This window comes from Chromobacterium alticapitis (assembly GCF_002924365.1).
Classification (GTDB): Bacteria; Pseudomonadota; Gammaproteobacteria; order Burkholderiales; family Chromobacteriaceae; genus Chromobacterium; species Chromobacterium alticapitis.
On the sequence record NZ_PQWB01000005.1, the window covers coordinates 1 to 20,243 of the forward strand.

Here is a 20,243-nt window from a genome sequence, read left to right on the forward strand (position 1 = left end):
CGGGTTGGCCGGAGGCCATGCCCGCGAGCGACTTCGGGGCAAACGGACCGTGGGTATGGCCCATGGCCAAGCCGCGCTACGCGTTTGAAAGTTACATGGGGCGTAGGTTTGAAACCAGGCGCGTACCCCCCAGGCCGGTTTGCGCCATGTTTTGCCGCAGGGAAGCCCCTCTCCCCTCGCGGGAGAGGGGTTGGGGCGAGGGGGGCGACGCCGCCTGTTTCCGTCTGGCCTGGGCCAAGCCAGTTCCGTAGCGCGGGTTGGCCGGAGGCCATGCCCGCGAGCGACTTCGGGGCAAACGGACCGTGGGTATGGCCCATGGCCAAGCCGCGCTACGCGTTTGAAAGTTACACGGGCGTAGGTTTGAAACCAGGCGCGCACCCACCCCAGGCCGGTTTGCGCCATGCCCTGCCGCAGCGAAGCCCCTCTCCCCTCGCGGGAGAGGGGTTGGGGAGAGGGGGCGGCGCCGCCTGTTTTGGCGAGGCGGGCTCAAGCCAAGGCCAGCGCCGCCAGCGTGTTGTGGCGCAGCGCGCGGCGCAACGCGGCAATATTGCTGCCACGCAATTCGGCTAAGATTTCGACGAAGCGCGCCAGCCGCGATGGCTCATTGGGCGCGTCCTGCGCGAATTCTGGGCGAATGTCCGGCGCGTCGGTTTCCAGCGCCAGGCTGGACAGCGGCAGGGTGGCCGCCAACTGGCGGATGCGGCGGGAGCCGCTGTAAGTCATCGCGCCGCCGAAGCCGAGCTTGAAGCCCTGGCGGATAAAGGCCTGCGCCTGTTGCTCGCTGCCGTTGAAGGCGTGGGCGATGCCGCCTTCTATCTTTTGCTCGCGCAAGTGCTTGAGCACGCGGTCCACCGAACGCCGCACATGCAGCACCACCGGCAGGCCATGCTTGCGCGCCAGTTTCAGTTGCTCCACTAGCAGCGCCTCCTGCCGCGCGGGGTCCAGCTCCGGCAGATAGAAATCCAGGCCGATCTCGCCGACGGCGGCGGGCGTATGGGCTGCCAGCGCCGCGTCGAGCAGGGCCAGATGATCGTCCAGATGCTGCGCGAGATAAATGGGATGCAGGCCGAGGGCGATCCAGCAGCCGTAGCGCTCGCGCATCGCCAGCACATCGCTGAAATTGCCGGCCGTCACAGCCGGCACCAGCAATTGGCCCACGCCGGCCGCCTGCGCCCGGGCGACCACGCCGTCCACATCGGCCGCCAGTTCCGGCGCGTCCAAGTGGCAGTGGCTGTCTATCAAACAGTCTTTTGGCGGCAGCGGGTCGAAGCGCATCACAGCTTCCAGGTGAAACCGAGCAGGGTTTGCCAACCGGCGGTGTGGCTGGCGGTGTTTTCCGCCGCCCAGCGGCTGCCGGTGCCCAGGTCCAGCGTCCAGTGCTGGCCCATGGGGTGGGACATCACCAGCAAGAGATTGCTTTGCTCCAACTGCCAGCCTTTGCCGTCATCGCTATGGTTCAGACCGAGCCGCCGTTTCTGGTTGGCCAGGCTGGCCCAGCCCAGCACGGAGAATTTTTGTCCCATCCAGTCTCCCAGCGGCGCGTCCAGGCTGGCCACCAGCAGCTGGCCGGGGTGGCTGTCGCCGATGCGGCTGGCGTAGCCGAAGGACAGGCTGCCATCGCGCGGCAGGTCCAAGCCGTAGCGCGCGATGGACAGGCTTTGCGACACGCCGCCGCCCAGGCTCCACGCCGGCTCGCTGGCCACGCCCAGCGACATCCAGCCGCCGGGCGCTGGCAATGCCCAGCCGCCTTCGCCGTCCTGCACGTACAGGGCGCCGAAACGGGTGCGATATTGCAAGTCCACGCTGGGTTGCAGCCGCGAGGAATTTCCGTAGGCCGTTTGCCGCGTCATCAGCTCCGCGCTGATGGACAGGTCGAGGTCCTTGCCGTCATCGGCCAGACAGGGCAGGGATGCCAGCAGCAGGCCGCACAGGCTGGCGAGATAAAGCGGGCGGGACATGAAGGCTCCAGTGTGAAAGGGCCGCAGCCCACGTTCAGATGTCTATCTTATCCAGTTTGGCGACGAAGCGCGCCAGATGAGGTTCGCTGTCGGCATGAGGCAGTTGGTCGAAGTCGAACCAGCGCGCCTCGCGGAATTCCGTCTGGTCATGGCGCAGCGGCAGGTCTCGCGAAACCGGCAGCGCGTACCACAGCGTCACGTCCTGGTGATGGCCGGCGACGGCGGTGAGCGTGATGAACGAAGCGGCGGGCACGGCAATGCCGCTGAGCCCTAGCTCCTCGAACAGCTCGCGCGCCACGGTATCGCGCGGATGCTCGCCCGGATCGACATGGCCGCCTGGCGGCAGCCATAGGCCGGCATTCATGTGGTCCACCAGCAGCATGCCGGCATCGTCCAGCAGCGCGAAATAAGTCGACAGATGCACCGGCGGCGTGGCCGGTTTTTGCCGCCGCCACAGCTCCGCGCCGGAGTCTATCCAGGCCAGCGCGGCGTGCTGGTGCTCCGCCTCCAGCGCGTCCAGCGGGACGATGGCGGCCGTTTCGGCGCGGATGGCGGCGCGCGGAGCCGCAGTCATTCGCCGGACCCCGGCCATCTAGTTTCGACTTCTCCGACAATGCGCGCCGCTGCCTGCTCTGCGGTGAGTAGGGTGGTGTCTATGCGTAAATCCGCGGATTCCCAGATTTCATAGCCGCGATCCGCCACTGCCTTCCAATTCGGCAACTGGTGGCCGGAGATGTCGGCAGCGCGAGACTCGACCCGGGCCCGATGCTCGGTGGCGTTCGAACAGACGATTTCTACCTCGAGCAAGCGCGCGCCGGCTTCTTGCGCCGTTTCGCGCCAGGCTTCCCGAGTGATGGACAGCGGATTGACCGAGTCCGCGATGACGATGTGGCCGAGCTTCAGATTGTCCGCCGCCAGCGCATAGGCGATCAAATAGCCCTCGGGACCCATCTGGGCGAGGCTGCCGGCGCGCAGCAGCGCCTGCTCTATCGTGTCGATGCGCAGATGCGTTGCGGCCAATTTGCCGGCAAGCAGCCTGGCGATGGTGGTTTTACCCGCGCCGGGCAGGCCGCCGAGGGCGATCAGCAAGCCGCTCACGCCTCTTCCTCTTCTTCCGTCTGCATCTGCTGCAGCAGGTACAGCCGCTGGTAGATGCCGCCTAGCTGCATCAGCCGCTCGTGGTCGCCGGTTTCGGCGATGCGGCCGTGGTTCAGCACGATGATGGTGTCGGCGTCGCGTATGGTGGACAGCCGGTGGGCGATGGAGATCAGCGTGATCTTGCCGGCCAGCTTGGCCAGCGCCTGCTGCACCAACTGTTCGGTCTCGCTGTCGATGTGCGAGGTGGCTTCATCCAGCAGCAGGATGCGCGGCTGGCCGGCCAGGGCGCGGGCGATGGCGATCAGCTGCTTTTGGCCGCTGGACAGCCGCGCGCCGCTTTCGCCCATATCGCTGTCGTAGCCGTTTTCCAGCGACAGGATCAGCTCGTGCACGCCGGCCGCGCGGGCGGCTTCCTCTATCCGTTCTTGTGGCAAGCCGCGGCCCATGTCTATGTTTTCGCGCGCGCTGGCGGCCAGTAGGAACGGGTCCTGCGGCACCAGGCCCACGCCGGCGCGGAAGGCGGCGTCGCCGATGGCGTAGAGCGGCTGGCCGTCGATCAGGATCTCACCCTGCTGCGGCCGGTAGAAGCGCAGCAGCAAGGACAGCAGCGTGGATTTGCCGCTGCCGGTGTGGCCGACGATGCCGATGAAGCCGCCGGCTGGAATCTCCAGGCACAGCTCGTGCAGCACCGGGTGTTCCGGCTGGTAGCCGAAGGTCAGCTGGCGGAAGCTGACTGCGCCGGCGGCGATGCCGCCGTCCGCGTCGGGCTGCTGGGCGGCGGGTTCTTGCAGCAGGTGGCTGACGCGGCTGGCCGCCACCACGGCTTGTTGCAGCTGGCCGAATTGCAGCGTGATCTGGATCAGCGGCTCCACCACCCGGCCGATGTAGCCGACGAAGGCGTACAGCACGCCGATTTCCACGCCGCCCAGCTCGCGCTGGCCATAGCTGTAGATCACCGCGATCAAGAGCAGCACGTTCAAGAGGTCCAGCGCCGGTCGCAGCAGCCAGGCGTTGGCGTTCAGTTCGCGCAGCCGCGACTGGTAATAGCGCTGATTGGTGTCGTCGAAGCGGCCGATGAAGCGGCGCTCGGCATTGCTGGCCTGCAGCACGGCGATGCCGGAGATGGACTCCGCCATCTGCGCGTTGATGTCGCTGCGCAAGGCGCGGGCGCGCGCCACCGACGGCGCGCTCAGCCGCTGGTACAGCCAGACGATGAGAAAAGTGGCCGGGAACAGCAGCAGCGTCACCAGCATCAGCCGCCAGTCCAGCCAGGCCATGGCCGCTAGCGCGCCCAGCACCACGATGCTGCTGTTGAGGATGACGAATAGCGCCTGCACATACAGGGCCTTGACCGACTCGGTGTCATTGGTGACGCGGCTGACCAGCTGGCCGGTGATGGCCTGGTCGAAAAAGGCCATGGGCAGGCGGATGACGTGGCCGTACACGCGTTCGCGCAGCCGCACCACGGCGCGCATGGCCACGCCGGCCAACCGCACCAGTTGCTGATAGCGCAGCACGGCGGCGGCCACGCCCAGCAGCAGGCTGCCGGCCAGCAGGCTGGCGATGGCGCCCCATTCCTGCCGGTGCGGCAGCAGGTAGCTGTCGATGAAGACCTTGCCAAGCAAGGGCGCGGCAGCCTCCAGCAGGGCGGCGATCAGCAGCCAGCCGCCGCCGCGCCACAGATGGTTCAGGTCCGGCCGGGCGGCGTCGGTCAGCAGCGCGACGGCTTCGCGGGTTTGGGTGCGGGTAGCGTCAGATTGCATCGAGGCTGGCCTCCAGTTGTTGATAGCGCCACTGGCTGGCGTACCAGCCATCGCCTTGCAGCAGTTGCTCGTGGCTGCCTTGTTCGGCGATGTGGCCGTGGTGCAGCGCGATGATGTGGTCGGCGTCGGCCACCGCCGACAGCCGGTGGCTGACGATGATCACGCTGCGGCCGCGCCTCGCCTCGCGCAGGTGCTGCAGGATTTGCGTTTCGGTCTGGGTGTCCACCGCGGACAAGGCGTCGTCCAGCAGCAGCAGGGGGGCGTCGGCCAGCAGCGCGCGGGCGATGGCGACGCGCTGGCGCTGTCCGCCGGACAGTGCCACGCCTTTTTCGCCCACCGGCGTCTGGTAGCCCTGGGGCAGACGCAGGATGTCCTCGTGCACCGCCGCCAGCCGCGCCACGCGTTCTATCTCTTCCTGGCTGGCTTCCGGCCGCGCCAGCGCGATGTTCTCCGCCACGGTGGCGGAGAACAGGAAAGCTTCCTGCGGCACCCAACTGATGGCGCCGCGCAGCGTCGCCAGGCGGTAGTCGGCGATGTCCACTCCGTCCCAGCGGATATTGCCCTGCTGCAAGGGGTATTGCCGCAGCAGCAGCTTGAGCAGCGTGGATTTGCCGCTGCCGGTGGGGCCGACCACGCCCAATGTGCGGCCCGGCGGCAGGTCAATGGACACCTGGCGCAGCGCGGCGGCGGCGTCCGGCGCGTAGTGGAAAGTCAGCTTGTCGAAATGCAGGGAGCCGGGGGGCAGCTCGGCGCGGCCGCCGGCGTCGGCCACGTCGGGCGCGGCGTCCAGCACCGGCTGCAGGCGCTGCCAGGCGGCGGAGCCGCGCTGCAGCAGCGACAAGACCCAGCCGGCGGCGAACATCGGCCAGATCAGCTGCACCAGATACATATTGAAGCTGGTCAGCGCGCCTATGCTCAGTTGGCCATGCCATACCAGGTAGCCGCCCACCGTCAGCGCGATGGCGGTGGCGCTGACCAGGGACACGCCCACCACCGGTTCGAACGCCGCCTCTCCCCGCTGCGCCTCGAAGCTGCTGTGGGCGGCGGCCTTGGCCAGCTTTGCCAGCTCGGCGTCGTTGCGCGCTTCCAGGCCCAGCGCGCGCAAGGTGCGCACGCCGCTCAGCGTTTCCTGCACATGGTTGTTGAGCTTGCCGAAGCGCTTCAGCGCCTCGTCCCAATGCTGGTGGATGTATTTGGCGATGCGGGAGAAGCCCATGGCCATGAAGGGGAAGGGCAGCAGCGCCGCCAGCGCCAGCCGCCAGTCCACGCCCAGCGTCATCATGCCCAGCACCAGCACCAGGGACAGCGCGCCGTCGAAACCGGCCAGCATGGCTTCGCCGGCGGCCATTTCCACCGAGTCTATGTCATTGGTGGCCAGCGCCATCAAGTCCCCGGTGCGCTGGCTTTGGAAGAAGCCTGGTCCCTGGCGCGACAGCTGCTTGTAGAGCCGGGTGCGCAGTTCCACGCCGAGCCGGTAGGACACGGAAAACAGCTGCAGCCGCCAGCCCACGCGCAGGAAATAAATGGCCACGCCCATGCCCAGCAGCCAGGCCAGCTGCCTGAGCAGCGCGTCTCCGGCTAGCTTGCGCGCCACCAGTCCATCCACGATGTGGCCGACCTGGCGCGGGATCATCACGGTCATGACCGCCACCGCGGCCAGCATCAGCGCGGCCAGAATATAGGCGCGCCAGTGGCGCGAGACGAAATTCAGCAAAAGGCGGGACAGGGTCATGGGCGGGGCGGGCTTGGTTCGGAGGCGTTCATTCTATGGAAAAGCCATTGTCATTGCCACCGTGGCTCAATGAAGGTAGATGCCTTGGCGCGGCGGCGGCGGCAGGTCCAGCGACAGGCCTTGCATTTCGCGCAGCGAGCTTTCTATGGTGTGGCACAGCGTGGCCAACGGCAGGTCGTTGCCCTCGGTGCCGAACGGCTCTTCCAGCTCCTCGGCGATCTCTTCCAGTGCGAAATAGGTGTAGGCGATGAAGACGGCGATGGGCGGCGTCAGCCAGCCTATGCTGCTGACCAGGCCAGCCGGCAGCAGCAGGCAATAGAAAGTGACGGTGCGGTTCAATAGCACGCGGTAGGTGAAGGGCATGGGGGTGGACGCGATGCGTTCGCAGCCGCCCAGGATTTCCGACAACGTGTTCAGATTGCGGTCCAGCGCATGCCATTGCAGTTCGCTTAGCCGGCCTTCGCGTTGCAGCCGCTGCGCCTCGCGGCCCAGCCAAGCCAGGATCAGCGCCGGACGGAAACGCCCGGCCAATACGCGATTAAGCTCATCCGGCGGCAATAGCCGCCGCAAGTGGCCGGCTACGTCCTCGCCGCGCAGTTGCCCTTTCAGCGCATAAGAGAATGCGCACAGGTTGTTGATGAAGCGGCGGCTGTCGGCATCGTCGCCCAATGCGGCGAGAATTTGCCGCGTCAGTGAACGGCTGGCGATGGATAAACCGCCCCATAGCTTGCGGGCCTCCCAGAAACGGTCGTAGCTGACCGAGTTGCGGAAGCCCAGAAAAATAGCCAGCGATACGCCCAAGAGGGTGAAGGCAGGAATGCTCAGCGAGGAGTCATGCAGGCTCTGCAGCCACCAGTGGCGCAGCGCGGCGGCAAGCAGCGCCACACAAAAGACGATGAGCAGGCGCGGCCAGACGCGCGGCAGCACCGAGCCATGCCAGACAAACAGCAGGCGGAACCAAGAGGGAATGTGGCGGACGATCATGACGGAGGGTGGAGTGTCATAAAGCTTGAATGTTACACAATTGCCCGCCGTCAGATGGCCTTTGTTCCGTCGGTTTGCGCTGGAGCGAGCATGTCGGCGCTGGCAGGCTGGTGTTTTCGTCGTGGCAATGGCCTTGCTTCCAGGGCCGAGGAGGATGGAACATGCCGGGCGAGCCATCGATGAATGCAGTCCTGCCCCATGGGTTTGGCATTTTTGACGGAAAGGGGCGGCTTCGCATGTTTGTGCCAATGGAATATTTTGTATGAAAATTCGTCTTTATTTGGGATTTTTATGAGTTTGTGCGGGAAAAGTGTAAAACCATTGTTACAAGGTTTGCCTGCCCGTCTCATGGCCGCTATAGTCTGCCGCGTTATCCACAGAGCAAAGGTTCATCATGAACAACGACGGGTGTAGGCGATCCTCCATCGCCGCGTCGCTTTGCGGGATGCGAGCAGTCTGATTTTCTTGCTGCCTCATCCTGCCAAGCAAGGGTGAGGCGTCATCGGCCCCTGAGGCCGCACGTCCTTCCTCATTGCCGCCCCAGGGCGGCTTAGCCGGCCGGCCTATGGCCCGCCGCATCGCACCCTGTTCCTGCTGAACCGAAGCGCCAGGCGCGCGGCCATTGTGACCGCCCGCCTAGCGCACTTTCTTGATCCGCCACACGGAGATTTCGATGTCTGAAGAGCCAGAACCTCGACCGTGCCGGCCGGAGCCGTCGCCCCGCTGACCTTGGTCGCGGCGGGGCCGCGGCTGTCCCGTCGGCATAGCCTGGAAAGTGGGCGCGGCTAGTCCCGTCTGTTTCTCCCCATTTTGGATTTTTCCGTCGCAGCGCGGAGGGGTCGTTGCGTCTGTCGCGTACAGGCGGGCGGCAGCTCTTGGCTGCGGGACCGGTTGCGTCATCAAGCCGGCCATGGGGAGCTATGACGGAAACTTTCCGCCGCGGATCACCGTCCGGGCGCGCGCTTCCTGCAAGCAGCTCTTTCCGGTTTGAATCCGGCAGGCATTTGATTTTAAAGGCCTGTCTGACATCGGATGGATCCGCGCTAATGGAGCGTCACAAATTCTCATACATCATTAAATTTCCATTCGTAGATGATTGGATATTTGCGCGCAATTCCAGCGCGGCACGCTGAAAAGCTGCGCTGGAGACGCATAGCTATTCGGAAAAGGAATGCCAAGTGAATCAAGCAACTAAAATTTACATGACCGATGCTCAGGGCATGCGCTGGGTCAATGCCGACTACGTCAAAGAGGTGGCAGACGATATTTCCGATTTCGGCGGCAACCACGCGATAGACGGCAATGACCTGGATATGAAGCGGGATGGCATCTGGCGCATTTTCCGCGTCCGCGCCATGTGGCTGCTCATCCTCACCGCCTTCGGCATTCTGACCAGCAGCATCATCGCGGGACAGGCCGATTTGCTGGACAAGGCCATCATTCTGGCGGCCTTCCTGCCGGCCATCGTGGACATGGGCGGCAACTCCGCCAGCCAGGTGGCCACCTTGGTCATCCGCTCCATCGCGCTGCAAGACCTGAAGGTCCGGGTCAAGGACGTGCTCCTGGTGCTGAAAAAGGAAATCGTGATCGCCACCATGCTGGCTAGCGTAGTGGCATTGGCCGAGGTGGTGATGGCGCACTTCACCAAGTCCCCGGGCGGCGACATCCTGCTGGTGGTGGGCGTGTCCATGTTCGCCTGCACCATTACCGGCTCCATCATCGGCGCGGTCCTGCCCTTCGCCGCCAAGAAGTTCGGCGCGGACCCGGCCACCCTGTCCTCGCCCATGCTGACCAGCATTTGTGACTTCGTCGGCGTGCTGATTTACCTGGGCTTCGCCATGGTGATTCTGGGCGGCAATCTGGTGTGACGGCATCCCCCGCGCAAAGCGCAACAAAAGCCTGGTTACCCCACCAGGCTTTTTTTATAGTTCCGCGCAGGCGGGCCTCACTCCCAGCGCAGCGCGCCCTTTTTCCATTCATAGATGAAGCCTATGGTCAGGAAGCCCAGGAATACCGCCATCGCCCCCAGACCGAACAAGCCCAGCTCGTCTTTCAGCGTCACCGCCCATGGAATCATGAAGGCCACTTCGAGATCGAACAGGATGAACAGGATGGCTACCAGGTAGTAGCGCACGTCAAAGCGCTTTCGCGCGTCGCCGAAGGCGTTGAAGCCGCATTCGTATGGCGACAGCTTTTCCGGGTCCGGGCGGTTTGGGCCAAGGAAGCGGCCGGCCAGTATGGGCAGCACGCCCATCAAGAGGCCCACCACGATGAACAGCAGAATGGGAAAGTAATTCTCCAGCATGGCTTTCTATTCCTGTTGCAATGGCTAAACAGGGATAGACCGTAAAACGGCTTTGAATTGCCGTGAAAAGTCGTAAACGATTGGTAAAACCGCAACGGCATAGGTGCTTGGCATGACAAAGGCCACCGTATGAGATGGCCCTGCTAGGGATGGCCTCCCGGCCATCCGGCGTCTTCGCTCGTCGCATCGTTCGCAGCGTGACCGTCGCTGAGCTACAGGGCTCCCGGCCTGGGGCGCGGTCTGGTGGGTATCTGCGTAGGGTAGCGGGCAATGGCGCTAAGCTGTCGTCAGTGATGAAGATGGGCTTCCGGATTCGCCGCTAGGCTGCTCTCCATGGTAAGACTATCGGGTACTGCCTGTACTTAATATCGGCAGATATTCCCCGGAATAAAGTCTTGTTTTGGTTACGCTTTGTTTCAGCGTGTAGCTCGCCTGGATTCAATGGATATCATCCTGACGCAAACCGATTCTTCTTCCCCCGCCGTCCGCGCCAGACTATGTTATGACGATTGCAGAACGCGTGGAGGCCGCGATGAAGAAGAGACTGGCTGTAATCGGCATGCAGATGGCCCTGCTGACGTTGCCGTCATGGGCTCAGGGGGAGGCCGCCCCGGCGGCGCGGCAGGCCAACTACCAGGCAACCCAAGACTACTACCGGCAATTGGCGTCGGACGGCGGGCGGCTGGCGGAGCTGGGCCTGCTGATGAACATGATGCCCAAAGGCGGCGACCTGCATCACCATTACACCGGCGCGCTGTATGTGGAAACCTATTTGGAGTGGGTGGACAAGCAGGCTTACTGCATCTACCGCTCGACGCTGAAGATAGAAACCAAGCCGCAGCAGGCGGCGCCCCAGCCCGGCAATGAGTGCCTGAGCGCGGAGCAGGTCAAGGAAGACAACGGCTTGTATCGCCGTTTGCTGACCGTGTGGTCTGACAAGGACTTCTACAATCACAGCCATGACCAGCCGCCGCCGGACAAGCAGTTCTTCGACACCTTCGGTTATTTCGGCGCGGCGGCCGGTTATTCGCCGCGCGTGGGGCTGCAGCTGTTGAAGGACCGGGCCAAGGCGGAAAACCTGCAGTACCTGGAAACCATGCTGCGCGGCGCGCCGTCCGGCGACAGCGGCAAGCTTGCGGCCGAATTGGACGCGCTGCCGGCAAATGCCGGGGCGGATGCGATAAACCAGGCGCTGGGCCGCTCCCTGGCGAGCCTGGCGGCGGATGCCGCCACCCAGGGGATGATCCGCGATTACCGGCAACAGCTGGCCGGCTACGCCCAGGGCATGGATGATGCCGGCTTCACGCTGCGCTTCCAGACCTATGTCTCGCGCAACAACGCGCCATCAGCCACCTTCGCCGCCTTGTACGCGGGTTTCGTCGCGGCGCATGACAACCCGCTGGTGGTGGGCCTGAACATCGTCGGCCCGGAAAACGGCATCGTGGCGATGCGCGACTACGCGCTGCACATGCGGATGATCCATTTCCTGAAGCAGCGTTTCCCCGATGTGAAGCTGGCGCTGCATGCCGGCGAGCTGGTGCTGGGCATGGTGCCGCCGGAAGGGCTGCGCGACCATATCCGGCTGGCGGTGGAGCTGGCCGGCGCCAACCGCATCGGCCACGGCATAGACATCAGCCACGAAGAAGGCGCGGATCGCCTGCTGGCGGAGATGCGGCGGCGCGACGTGGCGGTGGAGATCAACCTCACCAGCAATCAGTTCATCCTGGGCGTGGAGGGCGCGTCCCATCCCTTGCCGCTGTACCGGCGCTATGGCGTGCCCTTTGTGATTTCCACCGACGACGAAGGGGTGTCGCGCAGCGACATCGGCAACGAATACCTGTTGTATGCCAGCCGCTACAAGCCATCGTACGACGAGCTGAAGCAAACGGTATACCGCAGCATCCGCTATTCCTTCCTCAGCCCGGCGGACAAGGCGCGGCAGCTGAAGCTGCTGGATGGCCGTTTTGCGGAGTTCGAAGCGCGGGTGGCCGCGCTGCGGCGGCTGGGGAAGTAGCGGCGGGCTCGCGCGAGCACTCGCCTATATAGTGCCAGCGCAGATAATCCGCCTCGCCGGCGATATTGGATGCCCGCCATGGCCGGTAGCGCGCGGCGCATACGCCTACCGTCGCGTTGCCCAGCCGCGCGGGCGCGAGGCCAACCAGCATGGCGGCGCGCTGGCGCGCATCCGGCAGCGTGGCTTCGCCGCGCCAGTGGCGGCAGCCTTGGCAGTCATTGCGCCTGGCCGCCTTCAGCTCGGCCTCCGCGCGCGGCAGTCCGCCGTCGAATTCCAGAATGGCGGCTCTCTCTTCAAACGCCTCATGGTCGGCCGCATGGGCGGAGGCGTGGATGGCCAGATGCGCGTCCAGCGCCGCCGCCAATTCCGCCGCCGGCACGCCGTCGCGCGCCAGCTGCCGGCTCAGCACGGCCAGCCACTCCGCTCGCGCCTGCCCAGGCCAGCGTTCTAACGCGCAAACGAGGTTCACGCGTTGCAGCAGCATTTCCGGAAGGGGCGCGCCGCCGCTGGCGCGGCGAGGCGGCTGCTGCGGTTTCCGAGGCGGCAGGATGCAGGAGGGCATCGCGGTTTCCCCCAAGGGTGGTTTGAATGGGAAGCAGCATGCTCCTGCGGCGGCAAGAGGCTAAGGCGACAGCGTTCAGCGATGCGGACAAGCGACAAGGCGGCCATGCCGCGAGCGGGATTGAGGCTAGCAAAGAATCAGCCTGGCCAAGTGGAGGCGGGCAAGGCCGGTTTGGCCAAGCCGCGCGGCCCGGCGAAGAGGCCAGAAATGGCAACTCGCTTGTCAAACTCAATGGCAATGGCATGATGTTGCTATGCGCGGCAGCCCCTTGCCTGCCGCCGTTTCGCCCTGGCTTCTGGAAACCATCCGCTATGAAACACGCTGCCGCATCTTGCCCGCCCGCGCCGCTTATTCTTACCGAGTCCTATGGCCCGCATGAGGGGCAGGCCGGCGATCTATACCTTCCCGACCAGCCGCATCCCGCCGTCGTCTGTCTGTTTCACGGCGGCTTTTGGCGCATGCCTTATGGCCGCGAGCAGATGCATGCCATCGCGCAAGACCTGGCTGCTGGCGGCTTTGCCGTGTGGAACCTAGGCTACCGCCGGATAGGCGCGCCGACGGGAGGGTGGCCGAATACCGGCGAAGACGCGCTGCGCGGCATCGAATACCTGTCTGAGCTGGCTGGAAAGGGCATGGATCTGGATTTGAACCGCGTTGCGCTGGTGGGCCATTCGGCTGGCGGCCATCTGGCTTTGTGGGCGGCGGCGCAAGCGCTGAAAGGGGTGCGCGTCCGCGCGGTGGCGGGCGAGGCGCCGGTCAGCGACTTGCAGGCCGCCCATCGGCTAGGGCTGGGCCGAGGCGCGGCTCAAGCGCTGTTGGGCGCTACGCCGGAGGAACGGCCGGAAAGCTACGCCGCCGCCTCGCCCTTGCGCCTCCTGCCGCTCGGCATTCCTCAGTTGCTGGTTCACGCCATCGATGACGATGCCGTGCCCATTGAGATGTCGCGGACCTACGCCGCCGCAGCCCGCGCCGCGGGCGATTCCATCAGGCTGCTGGAGCTGCCGGATTCCAGCCACATGGCCTTTCTGGATCCAGCCAGCAGCGCGCATGACGCGGTGCGCGAGTGGTTATCCGCCGCGTTGGAGGGAGAGTCCACAGACGAGTAGCTAGCGCGCTTAGCGCATTCGGGCTGGCTGCTGGCGTTTATCGGGCATGGCTTACCGCGCGCGGGTGCGCAGTGTGGGCGATGCCTTCATAAGCTGCATTGCGCGGTAAACGTTGGGCTTCGCGTGGTTTAGCTCAAGCTATGGTCCTGAACCCGCGCTCCGCCCGGTTCAAGGCGCGGGGGCGGTTTTGCGTAAGATGGGGCGTTGATGCTGCGTGGGGACCAAGGGCTGCGGGGAAATCAGCGTGGCGGCAGCCTGTTGATTTCCATCACGCCGCCCATCTCGCTGTAACGGCAGTTCCGCACAGCCAATCAGTGCGATGCCCGGCAGCATGGATGAGGCCGCGGCCGAGTCTCGCGTCCAGGAGGCTGCGCAGTGTCAGAATCAGGTGTGCGAGAACTGGTAAAAATACGTAAAATGCACTTGACATTTCTCGAGCAGAAAAGGAAATTGCATGCGCCTCGCCGTCCTCGCCCTCGCAGCAGCATTGGCATTTCAGCCTGTTTTCGCCAAGAAACCCAGCCACTCCTATAGCAACACCCCAAACGAGTCCCAATTGCTAGAGCATGGCCGCTACCAAAATTCGGATGGCCAGGCCGTGCATAGCCCGGCGCACTCTAAAACCGGCAAGGCTCCGGCCGGCGCATCCGCCCAGTGCGGCGACGGCACCTACAGCTTCAGCACGCATCGCAGAGGCACCTGTTCACACCATGGCGGCGTCGCATCCTGGCTCTAAGATCGTGAGGCCTTCCTTACATTGAGATTCCCGCGCCGTAGGGTGCCTACCTGTTGGATGGCGGACGTATATCGTAAGCGTAGGGTGCAATACCCGGCCAGAAACCTGTCGCTGCAACCGCCTTTCTGCCGGGCATTGCACCGCTTTGGCGTGCCACCGAATGCAAAGCAGCCAGACCGCAGCAGCCGTTGGCTGTTGGAGCAGGGCTTACAAAACTCGGGTTGGACGGATGGTTCCGCAAATGAACAACAAAAAAACCGCAGGGCCTGCGCCGTGCGGTTATTTTTCGTTGCCAGAGTCTCTATCGAAAAGATTTGTTAAGTCGTTGTTATTATTTTATTTTTCACGATGTGAAAAATGCGTCTATACGCAAAAATATACACATTCTGAAATGGCAGGTTTAGATTCAATGCTGCCGTTCGAGGATTTAAAAAGCAGTCGGTTAACATTTGATGTCAATTGACTTCACAGATTTTAGGTGAATCTGCTGGAGTGAGATATCAGCACCAAGCACTCATCGCAAGGCTTCATTCAGTGCGCCACAACACTGCTTGTATCTTTTCCCGCTCCCGCAGGGGCACTGCGCATTTCGCGGTACCGCCGGAGTTGGTTCGAGAGCTTTCCTTACTGCTTCTTCGAGTACTAGAAGCTCACTCGCTTGAATGACGTAGCCAAGGTTGTTCGGGATATGTCCTACCGCTATCGGTTTCGTGTCCGTAGGAACGTCAACCACCACTATTTCGCCGGTTGTGGTGTGCTGAGGACCAGCATACAGAGTTCCAAGCAATGCTACTCGGGTACCTGTGTGTAGCGTGCCGTCCAGACTCACATAGCTCCCAATGTTTGCCAAGAATACGGGGGATCCTGATGAGCCAGGGAAGCAGGCTGCATCAATGAGGAATTCAGGTTTCCCGTTCAGCTTCAGCTTGGGATGTGTTGCCGTAATTCCCTTCCTGATTATTGGCAAGTTGTGAAGCTGATCCCAGAGTCCGTTAGGGTAGCCAATCATTACGATCTCCTCCATCGGAGGTAAGGACTCCAGAAGATCATTGCTTGCTAGCACGTTTTTACCAAGGGGTACAAAGTGGTATGCGCGCCCGGCCTTGCTTGCGCTGTTCAAGATTGAGCCGATAGGGAAGGCAGCTAAATCTATCGCATCTATTGGGTGGGGGACGCAATATTTGCCTAAGTCGTTGAGGACTACAGCCTCGTAGTTCCCAAGATCAGGAGTGCCGTCTTTCTTCTTCAGCGTTAAATGAAAGGTTCCTCGGGTCGCGCCCTCGACGACATGCTTGTTTGTCACTACGCAGGGAATTCCTTTTCCGTCTGCCTCACAAAACACAAAAATGTAGCCAGAACCAGAGGAGGTTCTATTTTCCAAATCCGTGCACTCAATCCGGACTGTGCTATGCACGAGTTGCGCGATGGGATGGATGAACTCCGACATTGACGTTAGCGCCTAACAGTTATTGGACGGACCCGTCGGATCTGTCTATGTATTGATATGCAGGTTTCTATTATGTGTTTGAAATTATTCGCCGAGCAAGTAAGCCGGCCTGCTGGGTACGTATAACATCTCCAGTAATACGAATGCCAGAAAGACGGCTGGACAGGTAGGATGTCTGCTGCCGGGCAAATGTGCAGTGACCGGTTATGGTCGTTAACAGTCGATTGTAAACCGCGTCTTCTCCGCAGCCCGGCCAGACACACACACCTAAAATCCCCCCAAAACCGTGGATTGGCCCCTAAGTCATTGTCCTGTAATAGATTTTCATCCACGGTTTGTCCACCACCTCTCCCCCCGATTCCGTGGATGCTCCAGAAACCTCAATAAAATCAATGCGATGAAGGGAAGGGCGAATCCACCATTTCCACCACATCAGCCGGCAAACCCGTGGATGCTTTTTTAAGCAGCGCTCTGAAACCGTGGATGGCCCCTTGCTTCCTTTTTCACTGCTTTCCTTCTCTATCTCTTTGTTTTTTATAAAAGAAGAAGAGAAGAAATGAAGAGAATCCGTAAAACTACGATGTGGAAGAATCGGGGCAAACCGTGGAAGTGGGAGGGGAAACCGTGGATTTCAGAGGGCAAACCGTGGATGGGTTGTTCTCAACAATCAATGACTTAGCTTTGGTGAAGGGGTCAATCCACGGAATTTTTTCACATCCTCCCATACCCAATGGCGCGGAAACCGGCGATTTCCGGCCGTTCTCGCTGGCTTGCTCGTGTCAATGTCATATTTGGTGCAGGGAAGGGTTTACTGTGCGCAGTTTCAGCGGGGCAAAGCGTGACAGCCCACACAAGGCGGGCTGTCGAGGGGAAGGGCGGGCAGGTTTGGGCTTAGGGCTGGACGTCCGGCGCGGCGTAGAGGCCCAGCTTTTCCAACTGCGGCAGGCTGATGGCGGTCAGATGGCCCTGGCGGCGGCCGTGGATGGTCTTCTCGACGCCGTCGGCCAGCACTACCGGGCTTTGCAGCAGCTGATTCTTGAAGATGCGGCCGGTCTTTATCGGCAGCGCGTCGAACTTGGCGCGCAGATGCGGCGCGGTGGAGAGATGGTCCATTACATGGTTGGGCCGGATGAACAGCGCCATCTCGGTGTGGCCGTCGGCATGCTTCACCCGGTCCCAGCAGTGCGGGTAGTCGTAGCGCCGGGCCTCCAGCTCGGACAGCAGGATTTCCATGATCCACACCCAGGGCAGGCGGCTGCCGTCGGTGTCAACGCTGTGTCTGCTCATTTCCGCCAGCAGGTTTTCAATGGACTTGTAGCGGAGTTGACTGAATGAGGCGGAGTGGCAATGGACAACAAAAAACCGCAGGACTTGCGCCGTGCGGTGATTGCTTTGCATGATGTCTTGTGGTGCCCGGGGTCGGACTCGAACCGACACGCCTTGCGGCGGGGGATTTTGAATCCCCTGCGTCTACCGATTTCGCCACCCGGGCGACATCTGCGAGATACGGATATTAACCTCGCGCCAAGCGCTTGTAAATAGTTGGCGCTCAGTCTTTCTTAAGTTTCAGCGCGTGGTCGTACAGTTGCTTGCGGTTGGCGCCGCTGATCTGGGCGGCCAGCGTGGCCGCTTGTTTGGTGGGCAGCTCGGCGGCCAGGATTTGCAGCACGCGCAGCGCTTCGGCCGGCGGGGCGTCGGCGTCGGCTTCCACGGCCGGGGCGGCGTCCAGGATCAGGGCGATTTCGCCGCGTTGCTGGTTGCTGTCGGCTTTTACCCACTCCAGCAGTTCTGCCGCCGGCAGCGCCTGGAAGGTTTCAAAGGTTTTGGTCAGTTCGCGCGCGATCATCACCCGGCGTTCGCCGCCCAATTCCGCCACGATGTCTTCCAGCGCGTCCACGATGCGGTGCGGCGCCTCGTAGCAGACGGTGAGGTGGGGGGCGGACAGCCATTGCTGCAAGGTTCGGCGGCGCTCGCCGCTCTTCGGCGGCAGGAAGCCGTGGAATAAAAAGGTGGGCGCGGTGAAGCCGCAGGCGGACAGCGCGGCGATCACGGCGCTGGCGCCGGGCAGCGGGCGCACCGGGTGGCCGGCGGCGCGAACCGCCTCCACCAGCCGCGCGCCGGGGTCGGACACAGCCGGGGTGCCGGCGTCGGATACCTGGACCACGATTTGGCCTTCCGCCAGCCAGCGCGTCACTTGTTCGGCCATGCCGCGCTCGTTGTGCTCGCGCAGGCTGACCAGGCGTTTGGCGCGGATGCCGTAGGCGGACAAAAGCTGGCCGGTGACGCGGGTGTCTTCGGCGCATACCACATCGGCGGCCGCGAACGCCGCCAGCGCGCGGGCGCTGATGTCGGCTAAATTTCCAATGGGCGTGGCCACCACATATAATGTCCCGCTACAGAAACTATCCCTGGCGGCATCGATAAGGTGGGCGAACGAGGTATGCAAAGACTGACTCCGCTGTTGTTGGTTGGCATGGCGCTGACGTGGTTCACGCCGGCCATGGCCCAAACCGCAGACTATATCATCCAAAGCAACGGCGCGCCGATGCGCGCGCTGCAGCAGCCCGGCCAGCCGCCGCGGCTGGCGCCATTGATCGCGGCGAGCGCCCCCAAGGCGGCGGGCGATGCCGCGTCAGACGCGCGCGCCGCGCAGCCGGCCGGCGGCCGCGGCAAGCTGCGCATAGGCGTGATCCTGCCGAATGAATCCTCCGAGCTGGGCGAGGCCGCCGCCGTGGTGCGCAGCGGCGTGGAAGCCGCGGCCCAGGTGGATCAGAACGCCGAGCTGATCAGCGTGGACGCCACCACCGACAACGTGGTGGCGCGCTACCGCGCGGCAGTGGCGGACGGCGTCAACGTGGTGATCGGGCCGCTGTCGCGCGGCGCCATCGTACAGCTGGCGCCGGCGGTGACTGTGCCCACGCTCGCGCTGAATTCGATAGACAAGCAGGCTGCGGCCAATCCCAAGCTGTTTTCGCTGTCTCTGACGGTGGAGGGCGAGGCGCGGCAGTTGGCGCGGCTGATGCGCGACGACGGCCGCGTCAATCCGCTGCTGGTGGTGGGCGGCGACGCCCTGTCGCAGCGTCTGGGCAAGGCTTTCGCCGAGGAATGGCGTACGCTGTCCGGCAGGCCGGCGCGACAACTCGCTTTCGACGCCGGCGACATGACCGCGCTGCTGGAGGCCGCGGGGCAAGCGGACGGCGTGGCCCTGGCGCTGGATGCGGCGCAGGCGGTCAAGCTGAAATCCGCGCTGACTCAGGACGTGCCGGTGTACGGCACCTCGCAGCTGAACGCTGGCGGCAATCAGCCGGGCTTGGCCGGCGTGCGTTTCATCGACATGCCCTGGCTGCTGATGCCGGGCCATCCGGCGGTGCAGCGCTATCCGCGGCCGACGACGCCGCTGACGCCGCAAACCGAGCGCCTGTACGCGCTGGGCATTGATGCCTACCGGCTGGCGGTGCTGCTGGCCGGGGGGCGTTCCGGCGCGGCGGTGAAGCTGGACGGCGTCACCGGCGACTTGAAGCTGGGCCGCGACCGCGTGTTCGAACGCCAGCTGCCGGCCGGCGTGATGGGCGGCAACGCGCTGCAATGAACCAGGCCGGGCGCGACGCCGAAGACCGCGCGCTGGCGCTGCTGCAAAAGCGCGGCCTGAAACTGGTGGCGCGCAACTGGCATTGCCGCGGCGGCGAAATCGACCTGATCATGCGCGACGGCGCCGAACTGGTGTTCGTCGAGGTGCGCCATCGCGGCGGCAGCCGCTTTGGCGGCGCGGCCGACAGCATCACCGCGGGCAAGCAGCGGAAACTGCTGCTGGCGGCGGAAGTCTATCTAGCCAGCCACAATATTGATTCGCCCTGCCGCTTCGACGCGGTGGTCAGCGTGGGCGCCGAGGCGCCGCAGTGGCTGAAGAACGTGTTTACGCAGTAATTGTTGAGAAGGGGATTCCCCAATGGATCTGATTGACCGGGTCAACGGCCATTTTCTGGAAAGCATAGCCGTTAAGCAGGAGGCGATGGAGTTGCTGTCGCCCGGCGTGGCGGTGGCTGCCGAGCGCATGGTGACCTGCCTGATGAACGAGGGCAAGATTCTGGCCTGCGGCAACGGCGGTTCCGCCGCCGACGCCCAGCATTTCGCGGCCGAGATGGTGGGACGCTTCGAGAAGGAGCGGCCGGGCCTGGCGGCGATTTCGCTGGCCACCGACACCTCCGCGCTGACTGCCATCGGCAACGACTACGATTTCGACATGGTGTTTTCCAAGCAGGTGCGGGCGCTGGGCCATACCAACGACCTCTTGCTGGCGATTTCCACCTCAGGCAATTCCGCCAACGTGATAGAGGCGATCTACGCGGCGCACGAGCGCGGCATGAGCGTGATCGCGCTGACCGGCGGTGACGGCGGCAAGATCACGGAAATCCTGTCGCCGGAGGATATGCACTTGAATGTGCCTTCGCTGCGGACCTGCCGCATTCAGGAGACGCACATCCTGCTGATTCACGCCTTGTGCGACGCCATAGACTGCATGCTGCTGGGAGGGGAATGAA

At 63.5% G+C, this 20,243-nt stretch carries 20 protein-coding genes and 1 tRNA gene; 8 read left to right on the forward strand and 13 right to left on the reverse strand.

Annotated elements, in window-relative coordinates; all coding sequences use genetic code 11:
- Nucleotides 1-486: 486 nt before the first annotated feature.
- The 7 genes from C2I19_RS00500 to C2I19_RS00530 form a co-directional block, all read right to left on the reverse strand.
- Nucleotides 487-1,275 carry a TatD family hydrolase gene (locus tag C2I19_RS00500; RefSeq protein ID WP_103900775.1) on the reverse strand — a complete coding sequence of 263 codons (789 nt, stop codon included), beginning with the start codon at nucleotides 1,273-1,275 and terminating at the stop codon, nucleotides 487-489.
- On the reverse strand, nucleotides 1,275-1,958 hold the full coding sequence (locus tag C2I19_RS00505) for a hypothetical protein (RefSeq protein WP_103900776.1): 684 nt from the start codon (nucleotides 1,956-1,958) through the stop codon (nucleotides 1,275-1,277). The genes C2I19_RS00500 and C2I19_RS00505 overlap by 1 nt, the downstream gene beginning before the upstream one ends.
- Nucleotides 1,959-1,992: 34 nt before the next feature.
- Nucleotides 1,993-2,532, reverse strand: coding sequence for an NUDIX domain-containing protein (locus C2I19_RS00510; protein ID WP_103900777.1), 540 nt, complete (start codon nucleotides 2,530-2,532; stop codon nucleotides 1,993-1,995).
- Nucleotides 2,529-3,056, reverse strand: coding sequence for a P-loop nucleotide/nucleoside kinase family protein (locus tag C2I19_RS00515; protein ID WP_199181033.1), 528 nt, complete (start codon nucleotides 3,054-3,056; stop codon nucleotides 2,529-2,531). The genes C2I19_RS00510 and C2I19_RS00515 overlap by 4 nt, the downstream gene beginning before the upstream one ends.
- Nucleotides 3,053-4,819: an ABC transporter ATP-binding protein gene (locus C2I19_RS00520; RefSeq protein WP_103900778.1), complete on the reverse strand. Its 1,767-nt coding sequence runs from the start codon at nucleotides 4,817-4,819 to the stop codon at nucleotides 3,053-3,055. The genes C2I19_RS00515 and C2I19_RS00520 overlap by 4 nt, the downstream gene beginning before the upstream one ends.
- On the reverse strand, nucleotides 4,809-6,551 hold the full coding sequence (locus tag C2I19_RS00525; protein WP_103900779.1) for an ABC transporter ATP-binding protein: 1,743 nt from the start codon (nucleotides 6,549-6,551) through the stop codon (nucleotides 4,809-4,811). Before C2I19_RS00525 ends, C2I19_RS00520 begins: the two co-directional genes overlap by 11 nt.
- 66 nt (nucleotides 6,552-6,617) lie before the next feature.
- Nucleotides 6,618-7,535, reverse strand: coding sequence for a bestrophin family protein (locus C2I19_RS00530; protein WP_103900780.1), 918 nt, complete (start codon nucleotides 7,533-7,535; stop codon nucleotides 6,618-6,620).
- A 1,178-nt stretch (nucleotides 7,536-8,713) separates the two neighbouring features.
- Between C2I19_RS00530 and C2I19_RS00540 the strand changes: the two genes are divergently transcribed.
- Entirely contained in the window at nucleotides 8,714-9,403 is a 690-nt protein-coding gene (locus C2I19_RS00540; RefSeq protein WP_146056706.1) for a magnesium transporter, read from the forward strand.
- Between the two features lie 77 nt (nucleotides 9,404-9,480).
- Here C2I19_RS00540 and C2I19_RS00545 read toward each other — a convergent pair whose 3' ends face one another.
- Complete coding sequence (locus C2I19_RS00545) at nucleotides 9,481-9,840, reverse strand: NADH-quinone oxidoreductase subunit A (RefSeq protein ID WP_103900783.1); 360 nt, start codon at nucleotides 9,838-9,840, stop codon at nucleotides 9,481-9,483.
- Nucleotides 9,841-10,372: 532 nt separating this feature from the next.
- Here C2I19_RS00545 and C2I19_RS00550 point away from each other — a divergent pair.
- On the forward strand, nucleotides 10,373-11,854 hold the full coding sequence (locus tag C2I19_RS00550) for an adenosine deaminase family protein (RefSeq protein ID WP_103900784.1): 1,482 nt from the start codon (nucleotides 10,373-10,375) through the stop codon (nucleotides 11,852-11,854).
- On the opposite strand, the gene C2I19_RS00555 is transcribed toward C2I19_RS00550, so the two are convergent.
- A complete protein-coding gene (locus C2I19_RS00555; RefSeq protein WP_103900785.1) occupies nucleotides 11,757-12,416 on the reverse strand; it encodes a hypothetical protein in 660 nt (219 codons plus the stop codon). The genes C2I19_RS00550 and C2I19_RS00555 overlap by 98 nt on opposite strands.
- Nucleotides 12,417-12,727: 311 nt before the next feature.
- Between C2I19_RS00555 and C2I19_RS00560 the strand changes: the two genes are divergently transcribed.
- From C2I19_RS00560 to C2I19_RS21640, 3 genes are all read left to right on the forward strand, one after another.
- The gene (locus tag C2I19_RS00560) at nucleotides 12,728-13,522 is read left to right on the forward strand and encodes an alpha/beta hydrolase family protein (RefSeq protein WP_158253599.1); all 795 of its coding nucleotides are present in this window, start codon (nucleotides 12,728-12,730) and stop codon (nucleotides 13,520-13,522) included.
- 454 nt (nucleotides 13,523-13,976) lie between these two features.
- Nucleotides 13,977-14,258 carry a DUF3761 domain-containing protein gene (locus C2I19_RS00565; protein WP_103900787.1) on the forward strand — a complete coding sequence of 94 codons (282 nt, stop codon included), beginning with the start codon at nucleotides 13,977-13,979 and terminating at the stop codon, nucleotides 14,256-14,258.
- A 160-nt stretch (nucleotides 14,259-14,418) separates the two neighbouring features.
- A complete protein-coding gene (locus tag C2I19_RS21640; protein WP_146056707.1) occupies nucleotides 14,419-14,721 on the forward strand; it encodes a hypothetical protein in 303 nt (100 codons plus the stop codon).
- Between the two features lie 51 nt (nucleotides 14,722-14,772).
- Here C2I19_RS21640 and C2I19_RS00570 read toward each other — a convergent pair whose 3' ends face one another.
- The 4 genes from C2I19_RS00570 to rsmI form a co-directional block, all read right to left on the reverse strand.
- Nucleotides 14,773-15,705 carry a S1 family peptidase gene (locus C2I19_RS00570; RefSeq protein ID WP_103900788.1) on the reverse strand — a complete coding sequence of 311 codons (933 nt, stop codon included), beginning with the start codon at nucleotides 15,703-15,705 and terminating at the stop codon, nucleotides 14,773-14,775.
- 891 nt (nucleotides 15,706-16,596) lie between these two features.
- The gene (locus C2I19_RS00575) at nucleotides 16,597-16,992 is read right to left on the reverse strand and encodes a hypothetical protein (protein WP_199181034.1); all 396 of its coding nucleotides are present in this window, start codon (nucleotides 16,990-16,992) and stop codon (nucleotides 16,597-16,599) included.
- A gap of 120 nt (nucleotides 16,993-17,112) precedes the next feature.
- A tRNA-Leu gene (locus C2I19_RS00580) sits at nucleotides 17,113-17,197 on the reverse strand.
- 57 nt (nucleotides 17,198-17,254) lie between these two features.
- Complete coding sequence (rsmI, locus tag C2I19_RS00585; RefSeq protein ID WP_103900789.1) at nucleotides 17,255-18,085, reverse strand: 16S rRNA (cytidine(1402)-2'-O)-methyltransferase; 831 nt, start codon at nucleotides 18,083-18,085, stop codon at nucleotides 17,255-17,257.
- Between the two features lie 60 nt (nucleotides 18,086-18,145).
- Here rsmI and C2I19_RS00590 point away from each other — a divergent pair, with 60 nt between their 5' ends.
- The 3 genes from C2I19_RS00590 to C2I19_RS00600 are packed head-to-tail and all read left to right on the forward strand — an operon-like array spanning nucleotide 18,146 to nucleotide 20,242.
- The gene (locus C2I19_RS00590) at nucleotides 18,146-19,294 is read left to right on the forward strand and encodes a penicillin-binding protein activator (RefSeq protein WP_103900790.1); all 1,149 of its coding nucleotides are present in this window, start codon (nucleotides 18,146-18,148) and stop codon (nucleotides 19,292-19,294) included.
- On the forward strand, nucleotides 19,291-19,629 hold the full coding sequence (locus C2I19_RS00595; RefSeq protein ID WP_103900791.1) for a YraN family protein: 339 nt from the start codon (nucleotides 19,291-19,293) through the stop codon (nucleotides 19,627-19,629). Before C2I19_RS00590 ends, C2I19_RS00595 begins: the two co-directional genes overlap by 4 nt.
- A 22-nt stretch (nucleotides 19,630-19,651) precedes the next feature.
- Nucleotides 19,652-20,242, forward strand: a complete 591-nt coding sequence (locus C2I19_RS00600; protein WP_103900792.1) for a phosphoheptose isomerase — start codon at nucleotides 19,652-19,654, stop codon at nucleotides 20,240-20,242.
- Nucleotide 20,243: the final 1 nt, after the last annotated feature.

Bases quoted from the DNA above. Each gene is read 5' to 3' on its own strand.
- C2I19_RS00500 (WP_103900775.1), bottom strand. From the start codon at position 1,275: ATGCGCTTCGACCCGCTGCCGCCAAAAGACTGTTTGATAGACAGCCAC.
- C2I19_RS00505 (WP_103900776.1), bottom strand. From the start codon at position 1,958: ATGTCCCGCCCGCTTTATCTCGCCAGCCTGTGCGGCCTGCTGCTGGCA.
- C2I19_RS00510 (WP_103900777.1), bottom strand. From the start codon at position 2,532: ATGACTGCGGCTCCGCGCGCCGCCATCCGCGCCGAAACGGCCGCCATC.
- C2I19_RS00520 (WP_103900778.1), bottom strand. From the start codon at position 4,819: ATGCAATCTGACGCTACCCGCACCCAAACCCGCGAAGCCGTCGCGCTG.
- C2I19_RS00525 (WP_103900779.1), bottom strand. From the start codon at position 6,551: ATGACCCTGTCCCGCCTTTTGCTGAATTTCGTCTCGCGCCACTGGCGC.
- C2I19_RS00530 (WP_103900780.1), bottom strand. From the start codon at position 7,535: ATGATCGTCCGCCACATTCCCTCTTGGTTCCGCCTGCTGTTTGTCTGG.
- C2I19_RS00545 (WP_103900783.1), bottom strand. From the start codon at position 9,840: ATGCTGGAGAATTACTTTCCCATTCTGCTGTTCATCGTGGTGGGCCTC.
- C2I19_RS00550 (WP_103900784.1), top strand. From the start codon at position 10,373: ATGAAGAAGAGACTGGCTGTAATCGGCATGCAGATGGCCCTGCTGACG.
- C2I19_RS00555 (WP_103900785.1), bottom strand. From the start codon at position 12,416: ATGCCCTCCTGCATCCTGCCGCCTCGGAAACCGCAGCAGCCGCCTCGC.
- C2I19_RS00560 (WP_158253599.1), top strand. From the start codon at position 12,728: ATGAAACACGCTGCCGCATCTTGCCCGCCCGCGCCGCTTATTCTTACC.
- C2I19_RS00565 (WP_103900787.1), top strand. From the start codon at position 13,977: ATGCGCCTCGCCGTCCTCGCCCTCGCAGCAGCATTGGCATTTCAGCCT.
- C2I19_RS21640 (WP_146056707.1), top strand. From the start codon at position 14,419: ATGCAAAGCAGCCAGACCGCAGCAGCCGTTGGCTGTTGGAGCAGGGCT.
- C2I19_RS00570 (WP_103900788.1), bottom strand. From the start codon at position 15,705: ATGTCGGAGTTCATCCATCCCATCGCGCAACTCGTGCATAGCACAGTC.
- C2I19_RS00575 (WP_199181034.1), bottom strand. From the start codon at position 16,992: ATGAGCAGACACAGCGTTGACACCGACGGCAGCCGCCTGCCCTGGGTG.
- C2I19_RS00590 (WP_103900790.1), top strand. From the start codon at position 18,146: ATGCAAAGACTGACTCCGCTGTTGTTGGTTGGCATGGCGCTGACGTGG.
- C2I19_RS00595 (WP_103900791.1), top strand. From the start codon at position 19,291: ATGAACCAGGCCGGGCGCGACGCCGAAGACCGCGCGCTGGCGCTGCTG.
- C2I19_RS00600 (WP_103900792.1), top strand. From the start codon at position 19,652: ATGGATCTGATTGACCGGGTCAACGGCCATTTTCTGGAAAGCATAGCC.